Raw genomic sequence first — 6,432 nt, 5'->3', positions numbered from 1 at the left:
GCGGTGGGGCAGTCGCAATGTATATCGACTGCCCCACCGCTATCGCAGGCAAGCCAGCTCCCACCTTTCCATTGCGGTGTTAACTCACTCGGGAGTCGTTATGGTTGACCGGCACGACTACGTCGCCCTCGAATGGGTCAAGGGCGAGATCGCCGAAACCCTGAAGCAGGCCCGTGCGGCGCTGGACGCCTTTGCCGACGACGCCCGCGAGCAAGCCCTGGCGCAGTGCCTGGAAGGCATTCACCAGGTCCATGGCGCCTTGCAAATGGTCGAATTCTACGGCGCTGCACTGCTCGCAGAAGAAATGGAGCACCTGGCCCAGGCCCTGCAGGCCGGGCAGGTCAGCCAGCGCGAAGAAGGCATCCGCCTGCTGCAACAGGCCCTCGGGCAACTGCCGTTGTACCTGGAGCGTGTGCACAGCGCGCGGCGCGACCTGCCCCTGGTGGTGTTGCCGCTGCTCAACGACCTGCGCAGTGTGCATGGCAAAAGCCTGCTCTCGGAAACCAGCCTGTTCAGCCCGCAACTGCTGGTGATCGCACCGCTGCCCGAGGACGCCCTGGCCCAACGGGCGCCGGCGGATTTTGCCGAGCAACTGCAGCAATGGCGGCAAATGCTGCAACAGGGCTTGGCCGGGCTACTGCGTGAAGACCACGGCCCGAGCAACCTCGAAGACATGACGCGGGTCTTCGCGCAACTGGAAGCGCTGTGCCATGGCGCGCCGTTGCTGCCGTTGTGGCAAGTCACCTCGGCACTGGCCGAAGGCATGCTCACCGGCGTCATCGCCAATAGCCCGGCGTTGCGCAGCCTGCTCAAGAGCTGCGACAAGGTGCTCAAGCGCCTGCAAATCCAGGGCATCGAGGGGATCAATACTCCGGCGCCGGACCAGTTGCTCAAGAGCCTGCTGTTCTACATCGCCAAAGTCACCCGGCCGACGCCGCGCATGCAAAGCCTCAAGGAACGCTACGGCCTGGATGAAGCCTTGCCCGACAGCACCGTGGTCGATGCCGAGCGCGCGCGCCTGGCCGGGCCGGACCGCAACGCCATGGGCTCGGTGCTCGGTGCGTTGTGTGAGGAGTTGGTGCGGGTCAAGGAGCGCCTGGACCTGTTTGTGCGCAGCGACCGCCAGCACATCGGCGGCCTGGACAGCCTGCTGGCGCCGTTGCGCCAGATCGCCGATACCCTGGCGGTATTGGGGTTTGGCCAGCCGCGCAAAGTGATCATCGACCAGTTGGCGGTGGTCCAGGGCCTGGCCCAGGGGCAGCGCGAGCCCAATGATGCGGTGTTGATGGATGTGGCCGGGGCGTTGCTGTATGTCGAAGCGACCCTGGCCGGGATGGTCGGCACCGTCGAACCGCAAAACCGTGAAGACAGCCGCCTGCCCACCACCGACCTGACCCAGATCCACCAGTTGGTGATCAAGGAGTCATGCCAGTGCCTCAAGCAGGCGCGGGAGCTGGTGATTGACTGCCTTGAGGCGCAATGGGATACGCAGCGCCTGGAGTCCCTGCCGCAATTGCTGACCCAGGTGCGTGGCGCCCTGGCGATGATCCCGCTGCCGCGCGCGGCGAGCCTGGTGCGGAGCTTCAATGAGTATGTCGATGAACAGTGGATGGCCCACGACACGGCGCCGCCGGCGGCGCAGCTGGAACATTGCGCCGATGTGCTCACCAGCCTGGAACACTACCTGGAGCGCATGCTGCAAGACCCGGACGCACCGGGCGAGCGGGTGTTGGACATCGCCTTTGAAGGGCTGGCGGCACTGGGGTATGCGCCTGTGCCAGCGCAGCAAGCCTGGCGCCAGGAGCGCGCGGCACCCAGCGATGAATTGCCGGCCGATTCCCAGACCCTGGCCCAGGCCCTGGCCAGCCCGACCCCACGCCTCAACCCGCCGGCCCTGCAACGCCCGGGCAGCCTGCTGCCGCCGCCGGCTGACGAAGAGCCGGTGGACGATGAACTGCGCGAAGTGTTCCTGGAAGAAACCGCCGAAGTGCTGGACGTATTGCAGCGCCGGGTGCCCCAAGGCGCCACCAGCCTGCAAGACAAGACCGCCCTGAGCGATATGCGCCGCGCCTTCCATACCCTCAAGGGCAGCGGGCGCATGGTGCGTGCCCTGGTGTTGGCGGAGCTGGCATGGGCCGTGGAAAACCTGCTCAACCGCGTGCTCGAGCGGGTGGTCGCGCCGGGCGCCGAGGTCCAGGCGGTGCTGGATGACGTGCTGGTGCTGCTGCCGGCCTTGATCGCCGAATTCGCCGCCGACACCCAGCGCCAGCGCGATGATGTCGACCACCTTGCCGCACGCGCCCATGCCCTGGCCAGTGGCGCATCGTTACCGCCGGCCGCGGCCCAGGATGACAGCGCGCTTGACCCGCTGCTGCTGGAGATCTTCCGCAACGAAGCGCTGAGCCACCTGGACAGCCTCAATCGCTTTTTGCACCAGGCCACCGAACAGATGCCGCTGCCGGTCAGCGATGAACTGCAACGTGCCCTGCATACCCTCAAGGGCAGTGCCTACATGGCGGGCGTCTTGCCCATCGCCGAACTGGCGCGGCCGCTGGACCACCTGACCCGCGAGTACAAGGCCCATCGCCTGGCCCTGGACCTGGAGGAAATCGACCTGCTGCTGGAGGGCGAAGCCCTGTTCCAGCGCGGCCTGCGCCAGTTGGACAATGACCCCCTGGCGCCCATCGACGGCGCGCCGTCCTTGATCGAGCGCACCCAGGCGCGTCTCGACAGCCAGCTCGAAGCCTTCCTCAATGCGCCGAGCGCGGGTTTGCGGGTCAAGCGCGATCCACAGTTGATCAGCAACTTCCTGGCCCAGGGCATGGACATCCTGCTCGACGCCGAAAGCCTCTTGCGCCGCTGGCAGCAACACCCGGGCGAGCGCCAGGAACTCAGTGCGTTGCTGGATGAACTGACCACCCTGGGCGAGGGCGCGCACCTGGCCGACCTGCACCCGATGGATGAGCTGTGCGAAGCCTTGCTTGACCTGTATGGCGCGGTGGAAGAGAGCAGCCTGGCAGTCGGCGAGCGATTTTTCCAGGAGGCCGAGCAGGCCCATGAAGCTCTGATCAACATGCTCGACCAACTGGCTGCCGGCCAGGAAGTCAGCCCGGCGCCGGCGCGCATGAGGGCCTTGCGCGAGTTGCTCGATGAAGGGCTCGACCCCAGCGCCACCGGCCTGATCAAGACCGATGGCAGCCGCGCCCTGAGCATTGCCGAACTGGGCGCGGCCACCACCCAGTTGCAACAGGACTGGGCGGTGGACGATGAGATTGTCGAGATCTTCCTTGAGGAAGCGGTGGATATCCTCGACAGCGCCGGGCAGGCCCTCAAGCGCTGGTTGCTGGAGCCCGACAGTGTGGCGCCACTGTCGTCCCTGCAACGCGACCTGCACACCCTGCGCGGGGGCGCGCGCATGGCCGAAATCGGCCCGGTGGGCGACCTGGCCCAGGAACTGGAAAACCTTTACGAAGGCCTGGTGGACCGACGCTACAGCTACTGCGCTGAAATCGCCCAAGTGTTGATGGACAGCCATGAACACCTGGCCCTGCAGTTGGAACAGTTGCAAGAGCAGCAACCGTTGAGCGACTCCAGCACCCTGATCAGCCGCTTGCGCGAAGTGCGCCAGAACGCCGTGCCCCTGGCGGCGCCTGCGCCGCCCGAGGTGCAGGGGGCCGGCAGTGATCCCGAGCTGCTGGATATCTTCCTTGAAGAAGCCGCCGACATCCTCGACAGCTCCGGCGCCGCGCTGTTGCGCTGGCAGGCCGAGCCCCAGGGCCGCCAGGAAGTCGAGACCCTGCTGCGCGACCTGCACACCCTCAAGGGCGGCGCGCGCATGGTCGAGATCGGCCCCATCGGCGACCTGGCCCATGAGCTGGAGTTTCTCTACGAAGGCTTGTCGGCGGGCTTGTTGGCGCCCACCAGCGAACTGTTTGCGCTGCTACAGGGCTGTCACGACCGCCTGGCGCAGATGGTTGAGGCGGTGGCGGCGGGGTTGCCGGTCGGTTCGGTGGAGCGCCTGATCGAGCGCATCAAAAGCCTGGTCCAGCCTAGCGAAGAGCAGGCCGCACCGGTCGCCATGGCCACCGGCAAACCCGAAGCCCCGGCCGCCAGCGAGCCGGGCGCGGACATGGTGAAGATCTCTGCCGAGCTGCTGGATGACCTGGTCAACCTTGCCGGCGAAACCTCGATTTTCCGTGGGCGCATCGAGCAGCAGGTCAACGATGCCCGCGCCGCCCTCAGCGAGGTGGAAACCACCATCGAGCGCATGCGCGACCAACTGCGCCGCCTCGATACCGAGACCCAGGGGCGCATCCTCAGCCGCCAGCACGCCGAGACCGAGCGCCTGGGCTACGAAGAATTCGACCCGCTGGAAATGGATCGCCATTCCCAGTTGCAACAGCTGTCCCGCGCGTTGTCCGAGTCGGCCTCGGACCTGTTGGACCTCAAGGAAACCCTCGACCAGCGCAACCAGGACGCGCAAAACCTGTTGCAGCAACAGGCGCGGATCAACACCGAGCTGCAAGAAGGCCTGATGCGCACGCGCATGGTGCCGTTCGAGCGCATGCTGCCGCGCCTCAAGCGGATCGTGCGGCAAGTGGCCGGCGAGCTGGGCAAGGACGTGGAGTTCGTGGTCGGCAATGCCGAGGGCGAGATGGACCGCAACGTGCTGGAGCGCATGGCCGCGCCCCTGGAACATATGCTGCGCAACGCCGTCGACCATGGCCTGGAATCGCGGGATGCACGGCTGTTGGCGGGCAAACCGGAAAAAGGCCGAATCACCCTGGACTTGAGCCACGAAGGCGGCGACATCATCTTCGACATGCGCGACGACGGCGCTGGCGTGCCATTGGATGCGGTGCGGCGCAAGGCGATCAAGCGTGGCCTGCTGGACCCGGCTACGGAGATCAGCGACCGCGACGTGTTGCAGTTCATCTTGCAGCCGGGCTTTTCCACCGCCGAAAAAATCACCCAGATCTCCGGGCGCGGCGTGGGCATGGACGTGGTGCATGAAGAAGTGCGCCAGTTGGGCGGCAGCATGGTGATCGACTCCACGCCGGGGCTGGGCGTGCACTTTCGCATTCGCCTGCCGTTTACCGTGTCGGTCAACCGGGCATTGATGGTGCAGTGTTTTGATGACCAATACGCGATTCCGCTGAACACCATCCAGGGCCTGGTGCGCGTATTGCCCAACGAGCTGGAAGGGCATTACCAACTGGATCCGCCGGTGTATGAATACGCCGGTCAGCGCTACGAGTTGTATTACCTGGGCGAGCTGCTGCACACCGTGGCCCGGCCCAAGCTGCTGGGGCAGAACCAGCCGCTGCCGGTGCTGCTGATGCAGTGCAACGACCGGCATATTGCGGTGCAGGTGGATGACATGGCCGGCACCCGGGAAATCGTGGTCAAGGGCCTGGGCCCGCAGTTTGCGGCGGTGCAGGGGCTGTCGGGGGCGACCATCCTCGGCGATGGCCGCGTGGTGTTGATCATCGACCTGCTGGCGCATATCCGCGCCCTGGCCCCGGCCTTGCCGGCCCAGGCGGCGGACACGGCATTGGCGGTCAACGAACCGCAGAAAAAACAGCGGTTGCTGGTGCTGGTGGTGGACGACTCGGTGACCGTACGCAAAGTCACCAGCCGCCTGCTGGAACGCAACGGCATGAACGTGCTGACCGCCAAGGACGGCATCGACGCCATCACCTTGCTTGAAGAACACACCCCCGACCTGATGTTGCTGGATATCGAAATGCCGCGCATGGATGGCTTTGAAGTGGCGATCCAGGTGCGCAACGACCCACGGCTTGCACGCCTGCCGATCATCATGATCACTTCGCGCACCGGCCAGAAACACCGCGACCGGGCCATGGCGATTGGCGTCAACGACTACCTTGGCAAGCCCTATCAAGAGTCGGTGTTGCTCGAAAGCATCGCCTACTGGAGCCCGAAACATGCTTGACCACCGCACCAGCCAACTCACCGGCTTGCTGCTGCCCCTGGCTGATCGCCACCTGCTGCTGCCCAACGTAGCGGTGGCCGAACTGATCGACTTCCAGCGCGGCGAACCGGCCAGCGACGCCCCGCCGTGGTACCTGCGGCCCGTGACCTGGCGCGACCAGCAACTGCCCCTGATCAGCTTTGAAGCCGCCTGCGGTGGCACCAGCGTTGTCAGCGAACGCGCACGGATTGTGGTGCTCAACGCCCTGGGCGGGCGGCCGACGTTGAAATTTATCGCGCTGGTGATCCAGGGCATTCCCCGCTCGTACAAGCTCGACAGCCAGTTGAGCTATGTGGACGTCCCCCTATCACCGCTGGAACTGGCGGCGGTACAGGTCGGCGAGCATGTGGCGAAAGTGCCGGACCTGATGGGGCTGGAAGCGCTACTGGTCGAGGCTGGGTTGGCCTGAACACCCGTACTCAGCATCTCTGAAGACC

At 65.6% G+C, this 6,432-nt stretch carries 2 protein-coding genes; both read left to right on the top strand.

Features of this window, described 5'->3' with window-relative positions; genetic code table 11:
* Nucleotides 1–100: 100 nt before the first annotated feature.
* Entirely contained in the window at nt 101–5,956 is a 5,856-nt protein-coding gene (locus AC07W7_RS23655) for an Hpt domain-containing protein (protein WP_495040227.1), read from the top strand.
* A complete protein-coding gene (locus AC07W7_RS23650; RefSeq protein WP_057440365.1) occupies nt 5,949–6,404 on the top strand; it encodes a chemotaxis protein CheW in 456 nt (151 codons plus the stop codon). Before AC07W7_RS23655 ends, AC07W7_RS23650 begins: the two co-directional genes overlap by 8 nt.
* The last annotated feature ends 28 nt before the right edge of the window (nt 6,405–6,432 follow it).

The sequence above is a fragment of the Pseudomonas sp. GW821-FHT01D09 genome (assembly GCF_059422465.1).
The sequence above is the reverse complement of the archived record's forward strand: the minus strand, read 5'-3'. Positions and strand labels throughout refer to the sequence as shown.

What these genes read in the sequence shown, in the direction of transcription:
- AC07W7_RS23650 (WP_057440365.1), top strand. Translation starts at nt 5,949, where the DNA reads ATGCTTGACCACCGCACCAGCCAACTCACCGGCTTGCTGCTGCCCCTG.
- AC07W7_RS23655 (WP_495040227.1), top strand. Translation starts at nt 101, where the DNA reads ATGGTTGACCGGCACGACTACGTCGCCCTCGAATGGGTCAAGGGCGAG.